At 47.3% G+C, this 15527-nt stretch carries 16 protein-coding genes; 14 read left to right on the plus strand and 2 right to left on the minus strand.

What is annotated here, in order from left to right:
• The first annotated feature begins 10 nt into the window (after positions 1 to 10).
• The 4 genes from PGW42_RS03965 to PGW42_RS03980 all read left to right on the plus strand — a co-directional run bounded on the left by PGW42_RS03965 (position 11) and on the right by PGW42_RS03980 (position 2621).
• Positions 11 to 595 (plus strand): hypothetical protein, encoded by a 585-nt coding sequence (locus tag PGW42_RS03965; RefSeq protein ID WP_015553305.1) that lies wholly within the window; start codon positions 11 to 13, stop codon positions 593 to 595.
• Between the two features lie 12 nt (positions 596 to 607).
• A complete protein-coding gene (locus PGW42_RS03970; protein WP_270235117.1) occupies positions 608 to 772 on the plus strand; it encodes a hypothetical protein in 165 nt (54 codons plus the stop codon).
• Positions 769 to 1116, plus strand: coding sequence for a plasmid mobilization protein (locus PGW42_RS03975; RefSeq protein WP_003020363.1), 348 nt, complete (start codon positions 769 to 771; stop codon positions 1114 to 1116). The genes PGW42_RS03970 and PGW42_RS03975 overlap by 4 nt, the downstream gene beginning before the upstream one ends.
• Positions 1117 to 1274: 158 nt before the next feature.
• A complete protein-coding gene (locus tag PGW42_RS03980) occupies positions 1275 to 2621 on the plus strand; it encodes a relaxase/mobilization nuclease domain-containing protein (RefSeq protein WP_270203053.1) in 1347 nt (448 codons plus the stop codon).
• Between the two features lie 202 nt (positions 2622 to 2823).
• Here the strand turns inward: PGW42_RS03980 and PGW42_RS03985 are convergent, their stop codons facing one another.
• Complete coding sequence (locus PGW42_RS03985) at positions 2824 to 3183, minus strand: helix-turn-helix domain-containing protein (RefSeq protein WP_054754179.1); 360 nt, start codon at positions 3181 to 3183, stop codon at positions 2824 to 2826.
• A 172-nt stretch (positions 3184 to 3355) separates the two neighbouring features.
• On the opposite strand from PGW42_RS03985, the gene PGW42_RS03990 reads away from it, so the two are divergent.
• The 10 genes from PGW42_RS03990 to PGW42_RS04035 all read left to right on the plus strand — a co-directional run bounded on the left by PGW42_RS03990 (position 3356) and on the right by PGW42_RS04035 (position 14727).
• Entirely contained in the window at positions 3356 to 4321 is a 966-nt protein-coding gene (locus PGW42_RS03990; protein ID WP_187333159.1) for a helix-turn-helix domain-containing protein, read from the plus strand.
• 138 nt (positions 4322 to 4459) lie between these two features.
• Positions 4460 to 5056, plus strand: coding sequence for an MptD family putative ECF transporter S component (locus tag PGW42_RS03995; RefSeq protein WP_015535748.1), 597 nt, complete (start codon positions 4460 to 4462; stop codon positions 5054 to 5056).
• A complete protein-coding gene (locus tag PGW42_RS04000) occupies positions 5056 to 5808 on the plus strand; it encodes an energy-coupling factor transporter transmembrane component T (protein WP_097793456.1) in 753 nt (250 codons plus the stop codon). Before PGW42_RS03995 ends, PGW42_RS04000 begins: the two co-directional genes overlap by 1 nt.
• Positions 5805 to 7271 carry an ABC transporter ATP-binding protein gene (locus tag PGW42_RS04005; protein ID WP_097793457.1) on the plus strand — a complete coding sequence of 489 codons (1467 nt, stop codon included), beginning with the start codon at positions 5805 to 5807 and terminating at the stop codon, positions 7269 to 7271. The genes PGW42_RS04000 and PGW42_RS04005 overlap by 4 nt, the downstream gene beginning before the upstream one ends.
• Positions 7272 to 7397: 126 nt before the next feature.
• Positions 7398 to 9182, plus strand: coding sequence for an ABC transporter ATP-binding protein (locus tag PGW42_RS04010; protein ID WP_270203038.1), 1785 nt, complete (start codon positions 7398 to 7400; stop codon positions 9180 to 9182).
• On the plus strand, positions 9183 to 10931 hold the full coding sequence (locus PGW42_RS04015) for an ABC transporter ATP-binding protein (protein WP_188886545.1): 1749 nt from the start codon (positions 9183 to 9185) through the stop codon (positions 10929 to 10931).
• Positions 10932 to 10949: 18 nt separating this feature from the next.
• Entirely contained in the window at positions 10950 to 11315 is a 366-nt protein-coding gene (locus tag PGW42_RS04020; RefSeq protein ID WP_156703868.1) for a metal-dependent transcriptional regulator, read from the plus strand.
• A gap of 464 nt (positions 11316 to 11779) precedes the next feature.
• Positions 11780 to 12190 (plus strand): sigma-70 family RNA polymerase sigma factor, encoded by a 411-nt coding sequence (locus PGW42_RS04025; RefSeq protein ID WP_015563840.1) that lies wholly within the window; start codon positions 11780 to 11782, stop codon positions 12188 to 12190.
• Between the two features lie 469 nt (positions 12191 to 12659).
• Positions 12660 to 12926, plus strand: a complete 267-nt coding sequence (locus PGW42_RS04030) for a DUF6870 family protein (RefSeq protein ID WP_007884026.1) — start codon at positions 12660 to 12662, stop codon at positions 12924 to 12926.
• Between the two features lie 118 nt (positions 12927 to 13044).
• The gene (locus PGW42_RS04035) at positions 13045 to 14727 is read left to right on the plus strand and encodes a recombinase family protein (RefSeq protein ID WP_014080196.1); all 1683 of its coding nucleotides are present in this window, start codon (positions 13045 to 13047) and stop codon (positions 14725 to 14727) included.
• A gap of 34 nt (positions 14728 to 14761) precedes the next feature.
• Here the strand turns inward: PGW42_RS04035 and PGW42_RS04040 are convergent, their stop codons facing one another.
• Entirely contained in the window at positions 14762 to 15487 is a 726-nt protein-coding gene (locus PGW42_RS04040; RefSeq protein ID WP_270203040.1) for an AraC family ligand binding domain-containing protein, read from the minus strand.
• Between the last annotated feature and the right edge of the window lie 40 nt (positions 15488 to 15527).

A 15527-nucleotide genomic window follows, 5' to 3' on the forward strand; every position in this document is an offset into this window, starting at 1 on the left:
GAGGTGTACTATGGACAAAAATCAAGGCTACGCCATTTTGAAGGCGGTCATGCTGGAAAATGGGCGGGGATTTGCATTGGGCGAACATCCCACCGCGCCATCCCGCTATGTCACATGGGCCTGCTATGATGACAAGGACGGCCAGCGGCAGTACGAATGGGGTCACTATGGAAATGACCGCACCGCGATGGAACAGGATTTTGCAGACCGGGTGCAGGACTATCAGCGTATTTATAACGTGGGGATCAGGCAGACCGAGGCTCCCGGCCTTTACAAGTATTATTCGACCCAGCGGCCTGTGGACATCGGGACATTCCCGAAGCCGCCTTATAACAAGCCGGATGAAATCTTCAATTACGATCAGCGCATCCCGGTGGAAAATGGCTCGTTCCTGGCTTGGGGCTATCTTACCTATACCCGCCCGCTAACGGAAAAACAGGCATCCGACTATGAGCTGCGTCCTGCGCCTGATAATCCCGACAGGCCCCGTCCGATTGCCGAGCAGATGAAAAATGCGGCAAAGTTGGCGGAGGCAGATCGCGGCTCGGAGGCTCCGGCTCCCCAACGGAGGCAGCCTGACCGTGGCGATAGATAAGGAGGTGCGTATATGGAAAAGAAACGTGAACAGGAATTGTCTGTACTGGAGGTGCTGCACCTGCACCGTGAATTTCATTTGCCGCACCCTGTTCCGGCAGACGAACAGGAAAAGCCGCTGGATAAGGTAAAGGAGCCGCCCCGCGCCTGCCGCAGCCGGGAGCGTGAGGGGCGATGACAAAAAAGCGCCGCCGTCCGATCCATCTTCATGTGATGGTGTCGGAGGCGGAGCAGGCCCTGATTCAAGAACGTATGGCGGAGGCTGGCATCCGTAATATGGGAGCCTATATGCGGAAAATGGCCCTGAGTGGGTATGTGCTTCATGTTGACCTTTCGCCTGTTCGTGAGCTGGTTTCGCTCCAGCGGCGCTGCTCCAACAATCTGAACCAAGTGGCAATTCAAGCCAACACCTACGGCGCGATTTATCCCGAAGAACTCGCGGCCTTGCAGCGGGACTATGCCGCTTTGTGGGGGCCGCTGTCTGATCTCTTGAAACAGCTCTCCGCGCTGGTAGAGCTCTGACCCATCCGGGGAGTGGTTGATACCGCTCCCCGGCTTTTTCTACTTCGGGACAAAGTGTCCCAAAGTAAAAATACTGTTTGCCGGAAGGAGGGATTTTTACGGCGACCACCTACATCCGCCCTTATAAAACAGCGGCGGGAAAAAGTGCAATTCAAACGATGGAGGATCGTTTCACCTATGGCCTGAACCCGGAAAAGCTGGGAGCCGTATCTTCCTATCTCTGCGATCCGAATACGGCTCCCGCCGAGTTTCTTCTGGTAAAAAGTCAATACCTTGCAGAGACAGGCCGGGCCGTATCTCACGGGGCACTGTTCTTTCAGATCCGGCAGGCGTTTCTGCCCAGGGAGGTTACGGCGGAAGAAGCAAACCGTATCGGTTATGAAACGGCGATGCGCTGGACAAAGGGAAAGCATCAATTCTTTGTCTGTACGCATACCGACAAGGCCCATATCCACAATCACATTTATTTCAATGCGACGGCCTTTGATCGCTCCCGGAAATTTCATAATTTCATCGGTTCATCTTTTGCCCTGCGGCGGCTCTCTGACCGCGTGTGCATCGAATATGAACTGTCTGTTATCCAAAATCCGCGCCAGCACAGCAAGGGCCGTTTTCTCCACTACGGCCAGTGGATCGGTGAAAAGCCGCCCTCTGCCAAGCAGCGGGTACGGCTGGCTATTCTCGCGGCTTTGGAGAAAAAGCCCACGGACTTTGCCGACTTTCTTCGTCTCATGGAGGAGTCCGGCTTTTCGGTGAAACAGGGACGCGGCGGTGTCATCTCATTCCTTGCGCCCGGGCAGGAAAAACCGACTCGGCTCCGGGCTTCTACACTGGGAGCCGGATTTGACCCGGAGGACATCAAGGCAGTAATTGCCGGGGAACGTCCGCTCCCTGAACTGCCAGAGGAGCCCACGGTTCCGCCACGGCGAGTCAATCTCATCATCGACATTCAAGAGCGTATGGGCCAGGGCAAAGGCCCAGCCTATGAACGATGGGCCAAGGTCTACAACTTAAAGCAGATGGCGGCTGCGCTCCAGTATTTGCAGGAGCATCATCTGACAGACTATGCGGCGCTGACGGCCCGCACCGAGGCTGCTGTGGATCACTTTCACAAGCTGTCTGACGAGCTCCGCACAACGGAGGAGGCTCTTTCCAAAACCTCGGAGCTGATGGCTGCCACGGTGGACTATGCCAAGACCCGCCCGGTGTTCGATGGGTACAAGGCTGCGCGGTACAGCAAAAAATATCTGGCCCAGCATGAAGCAGAGCTTGCCACTTACCGGGCGGCAAAGGATACCATGAACACCATGCTGAACGGCGCAAAGCTCCCTAAGATTGAAGCACTAAAAAAATCCCGCCGTGAGCTGGCAGGACAGAAAAAAGAGCTTTATGCAGAATACCGGGAGACCCAGCGGCAAATGCGGGAGGCCGTAGCAATAAAAGCGAACATTGATCATCTGCTCGGCATAACAGACGAGCGTGAAAATAAGGCCCAGGAACGATAGTGACGGGCCGCAGATTACGGTGCAGCGCACCGGGACTTTGGGACAATTTGTCCCGAAGTACAGCGGGTTTGGGGAGCTCCCCAACAAGCATTTTTGCGGGCCCTGCGCCCTGCAAAAATTTCGGAGTGTGGCCACACCCGAATTGCTTGCCAAAACGCGCAACCCGCAACATGGCGCAAAAAAACGGAGGTTACGCTTTCTTTTACGTTTCCTCCGTTTCTTTCGATGCTTTCATCGCTTGGATTGTAGCTTCAACGATTTTCAATTCTCTTTCGTCCAAGGCGTTCAACATGGCATCAATCCGCTTCCTGCACTCGCTCCCGCTATTCTGGGACGGGTAAAAGTATTGATCCACCGATATATCAAACATTGTGACCATCTGATAAAAGGTGTTGAAGCTTGGATGCTGACCATCATTTTCATTATACATAATGGTACGCGGAGCGCGGTCAACAATATAGGCCAGTTGCTCCTGTGTCATGCCGCTGGCTTCTCTTGCACGCTTGATGGCGAGCCCTATATCGTGAAAATCAAAGCGTCTTTCATCTCGTTCTATCTTCATAACATCACCTGATATGATTTTACATTTCATGTGATATTATTTGAACGACTATCTATTTCATACTACTGACTATTTAATTTCACTTTAGCAATTGGCGACCCTACCTTGACTGCCATCAAAATATAAAGTATTATATGCTTAGCCTTGGCTAACCCAGAAAGGAGGGCGCACGATGACAAACCAATACATGACGAAGCTGTACCATGATCTGCTCTCCAACTCTCCGCAGACAGTGACAATAGATATTCCGGCTGATATGGGAACAGGCCAGATTTCACAGGTTGTTACAAAGCAAGGAGCTGTTGTATCAGACTGGAAAATGAACTATTTTTCTGATATGAATGTGCAGGGTGTAAGCTGCGAAGATTATATTCAACTTTTATTTTGCTTCAATGATGGCGTATCGTGGAATATTGCAGATGCACGTCAAAGTGTCAGCATACAGAAAGGCGAATCTTGTATTTATCGAGGACATGGTAAGATGGAATACCTGTGTTATTCCGGGAAAACAGACTTCCTTTTCAAAAATATAAAAATTCCCATGCCCTATTTTCACAAAATCTTGAATGACTACTTTGAAGATAGTGAGATAGATGCTTATGAGAAGAAGTTATTGACTGGCATTTCAAAAGTGAACATTACCCCGTATATGGAGCACATTTTTGCGGAGGTAAAAGATTTTACGCAATACCGGGGCGGTTTAGGGTATTTATTTCTGGAAAGTAAGGTTTTTGAATTGCTGTCCGTGTATTTGAGTGAAGTATTGGAACTTAGTATTCTTTCATCAAGCTATATCAGTATTTCTAAAAGTGACAGGGACTCGATTACCGAAGCAAAACGGATCATCGACAGCCAGCTTGCTTTTGCACCAAGTTGTGAGGAACTGGCGAAAAAGGTAAATATCAGTGTTTCCAAACTGACAAAGGGATTTAATTCTTTATTTGGGACATCTGTTCACGCATATATCATAGATCAAAGACTGGAAAAGGCAGCCGGGCTACTTTTGGAAAGCGACTTGAACGTAAGCCAGATTGCAACGCTGGTTGGATATTCAAAACCAAGCAATTTTGCGGCTGCGTTCAAAAAGAAATATGGAGTAATACCTAAGAACTATAAAGATGAAAATACGATTGGCTAAACCTAAAAAATACCGATTTTGGGTAGAATGAAATCGGGTTTGGGTTGGATATTGGGCATGAAATTGCTAAAATGCGTTGTGTGGTTAGAACACTCTAACCACACAACGCATTTTCTCAGATATAAGGAGGATACTGGTATGAGTTCCCAGAAAAAAAGTTCCCGGCTTGAGGGAAAAGATTTAATTACTATCGGCATCTACACCGTCATCTATGTCGTGATTGTTATGCTGGTGGCGATGCTTGGCTTTATCCCCATTTTTATTCCGCTGATGGCGGTGCTGTGCCCTTTGATTGGCGGCATCCCCTATATGCTGTATGTTACAAAGGCTAAAAAATTCGGGATGACTGCAATCATGGGTTTCCTGATTGGCCTAATCATGGTGTTCTTCGGCAACGGCTATCTTACTATGGTAACTGGTCTCGTTGGCGGCCTGTTGGCCGACGTGATCCTGAAAAAGGCGGACTACAAAAGTGCAAAGAGTACAGTTCTTTCCTGCGGCGTGTTCAGCATCTGGGTGTTTGGCAACTTTGCTCCCATTTTCCTGAACCGTGAAAGCTATATGGTAATGTTGACTGAAGGATACGGCGCTGAATATGCAGCTACCCTTAATACATATATGCCTATGTGGATTGCGCCTATTCTGCTGGTTGCCTGCTTTGTGTTTGGCCTTGTCGGAGGTATGATTGGGAAAGCCATTTGCAAAAAGCACTTCCAGCGTGCCGGTATTGCATAATGGCGCGGGAAATTCTGCTCAGCAAAAAAACAGAACAAGGGCTACGGCTCGATCCGCGTACAAAACTGTTGCTCATCTTCATCATAAGCATTTTTGTCATGGGTGGAACAGGCGGAGAAGCTATGGGGCTGATCCGCCTTGTTCTTTGTACGGTTCCGGCTATATTGCTGCTTACCTCGAAACAATGTGCAAAAGCTGTGGGCTATATTGCTGTGTTTTCTGCTTTTTTTGCTGTTCAAATTTATGTTTTGCCGCACCTTACGGGGATATTGAATTTCCTCGTTCTATTTACAACAGGATTCTTCTGCCGAATCCTTCCCAGTGTTGCGATTGCTGCCTATGCAGTGAAAACAACAACGGTCAGTGAATTGATTTCCGGCATGGAAAGAATCCATATGCCTAAAGAAGTGACGATCCCCTTAACGGTCATGTTCCGCTTCTTTCCAACTGTCTTTCAGGAGTCAGAAGCAATCAGTGACGCTATGAAAATGCGTGGGATTAAACTTGGAGGGAAAAAACCTTCAAAAATATTGGAGTATAAGCTGATCCCGATGATTACCTGCTCCGTGAAAATCGGTGAGGAACTTTCCGCTGCGGCAATTACCCGTGGCCTCGGCGCTCCTGTCAAACGCACAAACATTTGCCAGCTTAAATTCAATTTTGCCGATGTGGTGCTGATTTTGTTTTGTTGCTTTGTAGTGTTTTGGGCGATTGCTTCCCCGATAATTTCCGCAGGAGGGATTTTGCCATGATAGATTTTCAAAATGTTTCTTTTTCTTATGGTGAAGAATCCAGCGGCGGAGGGATTAGAAATGTCAATCTCACCATAAACACAGGGGAATTTGTTTTACTCACGGGAGAATCCGGCTGCGGGAAAACAACGATTACCCGTTTGGTAAACGGGCTGGTGCCTCATTATTACGAAGGTAATTTAGAGGGCGATGTCCTTCTGGACGGAAAAAGCGTATCAGATACGCCGCTTTATGACTTGGCTGCTATGGTGGGATCTGTATTCCAGAATCCCAAAAGTCAGTTTTTCAACGTGGATACGGATAGTGAATTAGCCTTTGCCTGTGAAAATTTAGGCTATCCCCAAGAAGATATCCTGAAAAGGATTGACCGTACAGTTTCCGATTATCATATTGAAGATTTGATGGGGCGAAGCGTGTTTGCTCTGTCCGGGGGCGAAAAGCAAAAAATAGCCTGTGCTTCATCAAGTGTATTGCTGCCGGGAATTATGGTCCTTGACGAACCATCTTCTAATCTGGATATGGCTGCTATTGATGACCTGCGGCAGGTCTTGAGCCTCTGGAAAAAGCAGGGCAAAACAATTCTGATTGCAGAACACCGCCTTTACTACCTTCACGATCTTGCAGATCGTGTGCTGTATGTAAAAGATGGGGAGATTGAACGGGAATACACGCCTGCTGAATTTGACAGTTTATCGGATAGCACTCGAAAAGAAATGGGGCTGCGGCCGTTTTCTCTCTCGAAGTTGAAGCCTGCGAATCAGTATCAGGCGCATACAGCTAAACAGATGGAATTTCAAAATTTCTGCTTTGCGTATAAAAAGCGGGAGCCGGAAAGCCTCCATATTCCGAGTGCAGAACTGCCTGTTGGAGAAACGATTGCCATTATCGGCCTGAATGGCGCTGGAAAATCTACTTTGGCCCGCTGTATTTGCGGACTGGAAAAGAAGTGTGGCCTTTTGCAGGTTGACGGGAAAACCCTTGATTGGAAAGCCCGGCTCAAACATTGCTACATGGTAATGCAGGATACCAGCCATCAGCTATTTACCGAAAGCGTGATGGATGAAGTGCTTCTGAGCATGGACAACGAGGATGAAACTGTTGCAGATGAAATCCTTAAACAGTTTGATCTGCTGGAATATAAAGACAGGCACCCGCTTTCTCTTTCCGGCGGGCAAAAACAGCGGGTAGCGATCGCATCTGCCATTGTGAGTAACCGGGAGATCATTGTGTTTGACGAACCAACCAGCGGGCTTGATCTCAAACATATGCGGGAAGTTGCGCGGAGTTTGAAGTCACTCGCGGATCAGGGCAAAACGCTTCTTGTTATTACGCATGATCCGGAGTTGGTGATGGCGGGATGTTCGTATGTAGTCCATATGGAAAAAGGGCAAATAAAAGAAAGCTATCCATTGGACGAATCCGGCAGTAAAAAGGTTTTGGATTTTTTCCGAATCCGCCAGTGAATTTTAGAAATTATGAATGTCAGGGCCGCCTTGACTGGACAGAAAGATAATGATAAGAGGCCGCTTTACTTTGGCGGCCTCTTGTTTTTGAAGCACAGACAGTACGGCTCAATATAAGGAGGGCTTATGTTCAAAAAAATCTTTGAGTACGCAGGGCCATATAAGAAAAATATGTATGTGGCCACGGTCGTTGTACTGGTCAGCGTTCTTATGGGCGTCCTGCCTTTTGTGCTGGCTTATCAGGTGATCGCGCCGCTGGTCATGGGTGAATCTATTGAAGCATCCTTTATCATTTTGCGCGTGGTTCTTGTCTTGGTGTGTCTGGTGCTGCAAGCCCTTTTCTATGGCTGGGGGCTGAATCTTTCTCACAAAGCCGCTTACGACACGCTGCTCCGTCTGCGGACGGCACTTCAAAAACGGTTTGAAAAGCTGCCCCTTGGTGTCATTCAGGATAAAGGCACCGGCACAGTCAAAAAGCTGTTCGTGGATGATGTAGACAGTCTGGAAGTTTTGCTGGCTCACTCCATGCCGGAGGGAATTGCAAACCTGATGATCCCTATTGCGGTTTATGTGGCAATGTTCTTTGTGGATTGGAAACTGGCGCTTCTGTCGCTGGCATCCATTCCGATCAGTCTGATTGCCATGATGACGATGTATTCCGTTGGCATGAAGAAAATGGGGCCTTACTACATGGCCGGACAAAAGATGAACAATACCATTATTGAGTACATTAACGGTATGGAAGTTGTCAAGGTATTCAATAAGGACGCAGATTCCTACGAGCGGTTCCGCAAAGATGTATCAGATTATCGGGACTATACTCTGGCGTGGTACAAGGCGGCGTGGCCGTGGATGGCAATTTACAGCAGTCTGCTTCCATGCACCATTATTCTGACTTTGCCTGTTGGCGCATGGTTCGTTCTCTCTGGCTGGTCTACTCTGCCTAATTTGATCTTGGTACTGTGTCTTTCTTTAAGTATTGGTATGCCGCTGCTGAAATCTCTCGGTTTCCTGCCTACCATGCCCCAGCTTAACTATAAAATTTCTGCATTGGAGCAGGTGTTGGATGCGCCGGAGCTCCAGCAGACAGAAGGTGCGTTCCACGGGAAAGATGACACCATTACTTATGACCATGTTTCTTTCGCTTATCAGACCACACAGCCCGGCCCGGATGGAAAGCCTGTTGTAATTGAGGATGAAGTTCTCCATGACATTTCCTTTACGGCAAAAGCTGGACAGAAAACAGCCCTTGTTGGTGAATCTGGCTCCGGCAAGAGTACATTAGCGAAACTGCTGATTCACTATTATGACCCACAGAAAGGCAGTATTTCCATCGGTGGGCAGAAACTATGCGATATGAGTCTTGAAGCACTCAACAGCCGTATCTCCTATGTGGCACAGGATCAATACCTGTTCAATACCTCTCTGCTCGAAAACATTCGGCTTGGTCGGCTGAACGCAACGGATGAAGAAGTGGTGGAGGCCGCAAAGAAAGCTCAGTGTATAGAGTTCCTTGAGAAACTTCCGCAGGGTATTCATTCGATGGCTGGTGATGCAGGAAAAATGCTCTCCGGCGGTCAGCGCCAGCGTATTTCTCTGGCAAGGGCAATCTTAAAGGATGCTCCTATTGTGGTGCTTGACGAGGCAACTGCCTATGCCGATCCTGAAAACGAAGAAAAGATGGAGGCCGCCATTGCAGAGCTTGTAAAAGGTAAGACCCTTGTGGTTATTGCACACAAATTACCAGCCATTATGAACGCAGATCAGATTTGTGTTATGGATCACGGAAAACTGGTTGCAACGGGCAGACATCAAGAGCTGATCCAGTCCTGCCCTGAATATCAAAAGTTGTGGAAAGCGGCACAAGACAGCGCCGAGTGGAAAGTACACACTGCAAAGGAGGGGAAATAAATGTTTGCTTTGTTTTCAAGAATATTGAAACTTTCCGGCCGTTATAAGAGCCGTATTCAGGGCGCATTTGTTTGTGCGTTTCTGGAATCCATTCTGTCCAAAATGCCGATTTTTCTGGCCTTTGTGGTTTTGAGTGGATTTGCAAACAAGACCATTACCGGGCAGACTTGCCTTTATGTGGGACTTGGCCTTGCCGCTATTGTGCTGGTTCAGATGCTCGTCCATTATCTTAGTGACAGCCTGCAAAGTGCAGCGGGATATTTGATGTTCGCTGACAAGCGTATCGAATTGGGCGGCCATCTGCGGAAACTTCCGATGGGATATTTCACTTCCGGCAATATTGGCAAGATCAGTTCTGTCCTCAGTACCGACATGGTGTTCATTGAAGAAGTCGCTATGAGTACGCTGGGAAACATGATGAGCTATCTGCTGTCCTCGCTGGTTTTGCTGGCGTTCATGTTTTATCTGAATTGGCAGCTTGGCTTGATCGCTGCGATAGTTACTATTTTGGCATGGCTGGTATCTAAGGGAATGAACAAAGTTTCCCTACGAGAAGCAGCAGGCCGTCAGGAGCAGAGTGAACGGCTGACCGATGCGGTGCTGTCTTTTGTGGAGGGCATTGGTGTTATTAAGAGCTATAACCTGCTTGGAGAAAAATCCGAAGAACTGTCCGGCAATTTCAAGCGTTCCAGAAATACATCGCTTGACTTTGAACGAAAAATGACCCCGTGGACAATGGGGCTGAATATCCTTTACGGTATTGGTATTGCGGCAATTTTCGGCCTGTCTATTGTGTTGGAACAGAGCGGTGCGCTTTCTTTGGCTTATGTGTTGAGTGTTCTGCTATTTGTATTTGATCTTTTTGGCCCGTTGAAGGCTCTCTATGGAGAAGCATCCAGACTAACCGTTATGAACGCTGCCCTTGATCGTATTGAAGCGGTATTGGATGAACCGGAACTTTCCGACAACGGCAAGCAGCATATTCCGGCTCAGGCACAGCCGGGACAGCCGGAAGTCCTGTTCAACGATGTTACATTTGCTTATCAGGATAAAGAGGTTCTGCATCATATCAGTTTTGCCATGAAGAAAAATTCTATGACAGCGCTGGTTGGACCGTCCGGTAGCGGTAAGTCCACCATTGCAAACTTGCTGGCGCGACTTTGGGATGTAAAATCCGGCAATGTGACGATAAGGGGCGTGGATATTCGCAATGTACCTCTGTCGGAATTGATGGATCAGATCAGCATGGTATTCCAGCGCGTGTATCTGTTTCAGGACACCATTTACAACAATATCATCATGGGAAAGCCGGATGCCACGGAAGAAGAAGTCTATGAGGCTGCCAGAAAAGCCCGCTGCTATGATTTCATTATGGCTTTGCCCGACGGATTCCAAACGGTGGTTGGTGAGGGCGGTGCAACACTTTCCGGCGGCGAAAAACAGCGTATTTCGATTGCCCGCTGTATTCTGAAAGACGCGCCTATTGTCATTTTGGATGAAGCTACCGCAAGTGTAGATACGGACAATGAAAGCTATATTCAGGAGGCTATTTCCGAATTAGTGAAGGGAAAGACCCTGCTTGTAATCGCTCACCGCCTAAATACCATCCAGAACGCCGATCAGATTTTAGTTATAGACAACGGCCAGATTGCACAGCAAGGAACCCATGAGGAACTTTTGAAACAGCCTGGTATCTATCAGGATTTTGTCAATATCCGAAAGAGTGCGGCTGGCTGGAGTCTTGCTTAATGACGAAAGGAGCTGCCTATGAAACTTCATACTGCCGGAGAGGATTATTTGGAGGCCGTGCTTATACTTCAAAAGAAGCTCGGTATGGTGCGTTCCGTGGATGTTGCTCGGTACATGGAGGTTTCAAAACCCAGCGTTTGTTACGCAGTAGGAACTTTACGAGAGGGCGGCTTTTTGACAACAGACGAAAACCATTATCTACACCTGACCGATCTTGGCCAGGAGGTGGCTGAAAAAATCTACGAGCGCCATTGTTTTTTAACGAAGCAACTTATATCTATAGGCGTTGATCCTGAAACGGCGGAGGCTGATGCCTGCCGGATTGAACATGATATTAGCGCAGAAACCTATGAACGGCTGAAAGAATTAGTCACGAAAGAATAATTAGATAGCGTATGAACCTGCCCCGACTACGGGGAAAGAAAAAAACCGTTGGTTGGGGCAGGTGATTTTGCGCGCCTATTTTAAGTTATTACCCTAACGGCGGTTTTGAGAAATCAGAGCCGCCGTTTCTTTGCGTTTACACAAACCAATGACGACTTGCAGGGACACGGTAGCCGATGGGAGGTTATTTTGCCGTGTCCTTTTCTCTTTTTCGCAGCATCCATGATCTGCACCAGCTAAAAAAAGCGTAGCCCCTCCATTGGAGCAGTCGGGCTTTGAACGTGAAATTAAACAGTACATAACCGAAAATATATTTTCGTGCGCTTGTGCGGCCTTGTGTCGCGCAGGCGCATTTTGCTTTCCAGACTTCGAGACAAAGTGTCCCGAGGTGCGGTGCCGTTCTCCGCCGTTACTCCATTTCGTTTCCGACCAACCCCGAACAAACTGAAATGGAGGATTTTACGATGACTACTATCAATTTGAAAGATATTTATTATTGGTACACGCAGGATCAGCTTATCGAAGTTTCTGACGAGGTGGCCGAGGTATTCAAGGCCGATGCCCGCTATGAGATGGCCTATCAGCGGCGGCTCTCCCGGCACAAGGCGCAGTATTCTCTGGACTGCGATGACGGGATTGAGTATTCCGCTTGCCTGCATGAGCCGACCCCGCAGGAGCTCCTTGAACGAATGGAAACCTTTCTTCGTCTGTGGAACGCTCTCAATTCTCTGCCGGAGATTCAGGGCCGCAGAATTGACGCACATATCATTCTTGGCAAGTCGATTAAGGAAATTGCCGAGGCCGAGGGCGTACATGAGGAGTCTATTCGCCAGTCGATCAAGCGTGGCCTTGAACGCATGAAAAAAACTTTTTGATTTTTTCATCTTAACCCACTTGGAATTGATGAAAAAATGTCTCGGTTTATGAGAGGAGGTTTTCTTCCTAACGCAAGGGAATAACGGCAGCCCTGAGTAAGTACAGGGAGCCAGACAGTGGGTGCGCAGTGACATCTCCTAAAAGAGATTGAACGAACAACACCAACACTGTAAATGGGCCCGGTCATCCCAAGCCCATGATCCGGCGCTGAACAGGTTGGCTGCCTGTTCCTCCGGGCTTGTCGCTTTACTTGCGTTGAGAGCGCCGCACAGAAAATAACGATTGTCTTTGGACAGGCCAAGTAAATATGTACGGCGCTCTCTAATATTCAAAAACTATAATAAACCTCGAGACAAAGTGTCCCAAGGTGGAGTAAGGCAACAGGCCAGCATCCCGGTGGTGCTGGCCTGTTGCGTTTCCCCACCAAACAGCGGGGGGCGTTCTATCAATCTGCGAAGGAGGTTTACCGTGAAATTAACTACACAGGAACTTGAACAAATGAGAAGCGTTGACATTGGCGCGGTGGCTGCCGAGTCCCTGCCTGATGTGAGCGGTATGACCTTTGACAATGCGCTTTCCCGAAAGGAGCGCATCTCTCGATTTTTGCAGACTGTCAAAAATCCATACTGCTTTTGCATCGGTGGTGTTGGCGTGAAAATTGAATTTGCTGAAAGCGGGCCATCTCTCCAAGATAAGCTGACGGATTTCCTGCTGCGGCAAAGAAGCGGGCTGTAACTTCGGTTACAGCTCGTTTTGCTTCTTCGAGACAAAGTGTCCCGAAGCGGAGGCATCCTTGTTGTCCTCCCCGGACAGAGTTATAATATAAGTGTAATGTGATAGGGAAGGAGGAACAATGGCACGAGCAAAAAACAGAGGGTATCAGCAGAGTTTCTCTCCCTCTTACACAATCCGCCGCTGGCGGCTGGGCATCTATATCCGGCTTTCAAAGGAAGATTTGAAAAAAGGAAAAGACGATAGCAACAGCGTAAAGAACCAGCGTGACCTACTGAACGATTTTTACCGACGAAACATTGACGAGTTTGAAAGCATCACGGAATATGTGGATGATGGTCATACTGGAACGGACGCCAACCGTGAAGATTTTCAACGGCTCTTGGCGGATGTCATGAGTGGTAAAATCAACTGCGTTATAGTAAAAGACCTGTCCCGCTTCGCACGAAATTATAGCGATGCCGGAAGTTTGATCGATAACCTGTTTGTTCAAATGGGTGTTCGCTTTATCAGCCTTGCTGAGAATGTGGACAGCTACAAGAACCCCGACAGCGTTTCAAATATCATCGTTCCCATTACAAACGTGATGAACGATAATTACTGCTATCAGACTTCCAAAAAGATCCGGCAGGTATTTGACTACAAGCGGCGCAACGGCCAGTATATCGGAGCATTTGCTCCTTACGGCTATGTAAAGCACCCAAAGGACAAGCACAGGCTGATTGTTGATCCCGATGCTGCTGAAAATGTCAAACTCATTTTCACAATGCTTATTCAAGGGTCATCAAAACGTGCTATCGCGCTGTACCTGAACGAACACGGCGTACCGAGCCCCTCGGCTTACAAGGTACAAAAGGGCCTGCCTGTTTCGACAAGAGGGTATGATGATCCTATGTGGGGAGTCCGCATGATCCACTCCATTCTTACCAATCCGACCTACACCGGGGATTTAGCCCAAGGCCGAAGCCGGGTGAAAAGCTACAAGGTACACCAGATTGAAGCTGTTCCCCGTGAGGAATGGGTAGAAGTCGCTGGAACGCATGAGGCCATTATCGACTATGAAACTTTCGATAAGGTACAGGCTCTCTTACAGCGTGATACCCGTACTTCCCCGAAAGGCCGTGAGGTACATTTATTCAGCGGCTTTCTGAAATGTGCCGATTGCGGGCGGGCCATTACCCGATGCGTTGGCAAGAACAACAATGTATATTATTCTTGCTCAACCTACAAGAACCGTTCCCGGACAGCCTGCACCATGCACTCAATCAAGCATGAACGGCTGGAGGCTGCTGTTTTGTTCGCTGTACAGCATCAGGTACATTTGGCTGTTTCCTACTCGGAAATCGTCACGCAGATCAATTCCGCTCCAATCAAAAAAAGCCAGTCTTACCGACTGGACGATCTGATAGCTGCAAAAGAGCGGGAACTGACAAAGATAACACGCTACAAGCAATCTCTTTATCAGGACTGGAAAGACGGTGAAATCACCCAGCAGGAATACCGGGATATGAAGGCTGACTATGAACGGCAGACTTCTGATATTTCCGCGGTGCTTACCCGGCTGAACGCTGAACGCGCAGAACTGGCAAACGGTGTGGACAACGAGCATCCTGCACTGGTAGCCTTTATGAAGTATCAGAACATTGAAGCCCTCAACCGTGAAATCTTGGTTGAACTTGTGGACTATATCAAGGTCTATGAAAACGGCAATATCAGCGTGAAATTCAAATTTGCTGACGAGCTCCGCAAGATTGCCGAGTACATTGAAATCAACACTACGGAAGATACCGCAGTAGCGGGCTAACCCCCGCTACAAACCCCTTTGACAGTGTGTTTTCCTAATAGGCGCTAATCATATGATTAGTATTCACAAGTTCAGCGCAAGCTCTCTCCAATCTAATACTCTGCAAGTATTCCCTATAACTAACTTTCGCATACTTTTGAAACATCTTCGACAAATAGGTCGGAGAATATCCAAATATTTTTGCCAGACTTTCAAGAGAGATATCTCCCTCATAATTTTCTTTAATATAATTTGTTATATCTGTCAGACGATTCAAATGCTTATAACTTTTTATTCTTTCATCACTTACATCTGTTATCCTATACACTGTTACCATTAAATATAACAAATGATAAAACTTTGTTTGAGTTAGGAATTCATACCCGCACTTCTTTGCTACATAGGCTCTGTACATCTCTTTCATTATACCCATCATATCTTTATCACAATAATTGGAATCATGTGAAAATGTAATGAAATTTTTCTCAATATAATACTCTTCAAAAACAACAAGTGGAATTTGAATAACTAATGTCAAATTTAAATCTGGTGCAAAAATAGAATGCACTTCATTTGAATTTACAATAACAAATTCACCTTCTTTCAAATAATATTCTTCATCATTTAAAAAGAATCTTACTGAACCTTTAAAAACAGCAAAAATCTCTATTGATGTATGCCAATGTTTATTTCTTACATAATTTCCGTTTTTCCCTTCAAATATAAACATTTTAAATGGTAATCCTTTATTAGGTATAATAATTTCATGATTAGCATCCATGCATTTCCCCACCTTCTAATAACATACTTTACACATTTTG

Origin of the sequence: Coprococcus sp. TM115-187, from assembly GCF_027679115.1 — a bacterium.
Lineage (GTDB): Bacteria > Bacillota > Clostridia > Lachnospirales > Lachnospiraceae > Allocoprococcus > Allocoprococcus comes.

Bases quoted from the DNA above. Each gene is read 5' to 3' on its own strand.
- PGW42_RS03995 (WP_015535748.1), top strand. From the start codon at position 4,460: ATGAGTTCCCAGAAAAAAAGTTCCCGGCTTGAGGGAAAAGATTTAATT.
- PGW42_RS04000 (WP_097793456.1), top strand. From the start codon at position 5,056: ATGGCGCGGGAAATTCTGCTCAGCAAAAAAACAGAACAAGGGCTACGG.
- PGW42_RS04010 (WP_270203038.1), top strand. From the start codon at position 7,398: ATGTTCAAAAAAATCTTTGAGTACGCAGGGCCATATAAGAAAAATATG.
- PGW42_RS03985 (WP_054754179.1), bottom strand. From the start codon at position 3,183: ATGAAGATAGAACGAGATGAAAGACGCTTTGATTTTCACGATATAGGG.
- PGW42_RS03975 (WP_003020363.1), top strand. From the start codon at position 769: ATGACAAAAAAGCGCCGCCGTCCGATCCATCTTCATGTGATGGTGTCG.
- PGW42_RS04040 (WP_270203040.1), bottom strand. From the start codon at position 15,487: ATGGATGCTAATCATGAAATTATTATACCTAATAAAGGATTACCATTT.
- PGW42_RS03965 (WP_015553305.1), top strand. From the start codon at position 11: ATGGACAAAAATCAAGGCTACGCCATTTTGAAGGCGGTCATGCTGGAA.
- PGW42_RS04020 (WP_156703868.1), top strand. From the start codon at position 10,950: ATGAAACTTCATACTGCCGGAGAGGATTATTTGGAGGCCGTGCTTATA.
- PGW42_RS04035 (WP_014080196.1), top strand. From the start codon at position 13,045: ATGGCACGAGCAAAAAACAGAGGGTATCAGCAGAGTTTCTCTCCCTCT.
- PGW42_RS04005 (WP_097793457.1), top strand. From the start codon at position 5,805: ATGATAGATTTTCAAAATGTTTCTTTTTCTTATGGTGAAGAATCCAGC.
- PGW42_RS04015 (WP_188886545.1), top strand. From the start codon at position 9,183: ATGTTTGCTTTGTTTTCAAGAATATTGAAACTTTCCGGCCGTTATAAG.
- PGW42_RS03970 (WP_270235117.1), top strand. From the start codon at position 608: ATGGAAAAGAAACGTGAACAGGAATTGTCTGTACTGGAGGTGCTGCAC.
- PGW42_RS03990 (WP_187333159.1), top strand. From the start codon at position 3,356: ATGACAAACCAATACATGACGAAGCTGTACCATGATCTGCTCTCCAAC.
- PGW42_RS04025 (WP_015563840.1), top strand. From the start codon at position 11,780: ATGACTACTATCAATTTGAAAGATATTTATTATTGGTACACGCAGGAT.
- PGW42_RS03980 (WP_270203053.1), top strand. From the start codon at position 1,275: ATGGAGGATCGTTTCACCTATGGCCTGAACCCGGAAAAGCTGGGAGCC.